This window comes from Gemmiger formicilis, assembly GCF_018784445.1.
In the GTDB taxonomy this organism is placed as follows: Bacteria; Bacillota; Clostridia; order Oscillospirales; family Ruminococcaceae; genus Gemmiger.
Genome location: NZ_WQOH01000073.1, coordinates 1 through 392, shown reverse-complemented (window position 1 = coordinate 392; position 392 = coordinate 1). Strand labels below are relative to the sequence as shown.

Genomic DNA, 392 nt, shown 5'->3' with positions numbered 1-392 from the left:
CAGTCACGCAGCCGCGTGCCGCTGGAAACACCGCAGGAGATGTTTTTGGGTATCGCGCTGCATCTTGCTATGAACGAAGGCTCTGACCGCATGGGGTGGGTAAAGCGCTTTTACGATATGCTCAGCCGTATGGAGGTCACGATGGCGACACCTACCATGTCTAACGCGCGAAAGCCCTACCATCAGCTTTCAAGCTGCTTTGTGGACACTGTGCCGGACAGTCTGGACGGCATCTACCGCTCGCTGGACAACTTCGCAAAGGTCTCTAAATTCGGCGGTGGAATGGGGATGTACTTCGGTAAGGTGCGCGCTGCAGGCAGCACCATCCGCGGCTTTCAAGGGGCGGCGGGTGGTGTTATCCGCTGGATTCGGCTGGTCAACGACACCGCCGT

At 58.2% G+C, this 392-nt stretch carries 1 protein-coding gene; it reads left to right on the top strand.

All coding sequences use genetic code 11. The features are described from left to right. Positions 1-392, top strand: a 392-nt coding sequence (locus GPK89_RS14730) for a ribonucleotide reductase N-terminal alpha domain-containing protein (RefSeq protein ID WP_275951445.1), incomplete at both ends; no start/stop codon positions are given.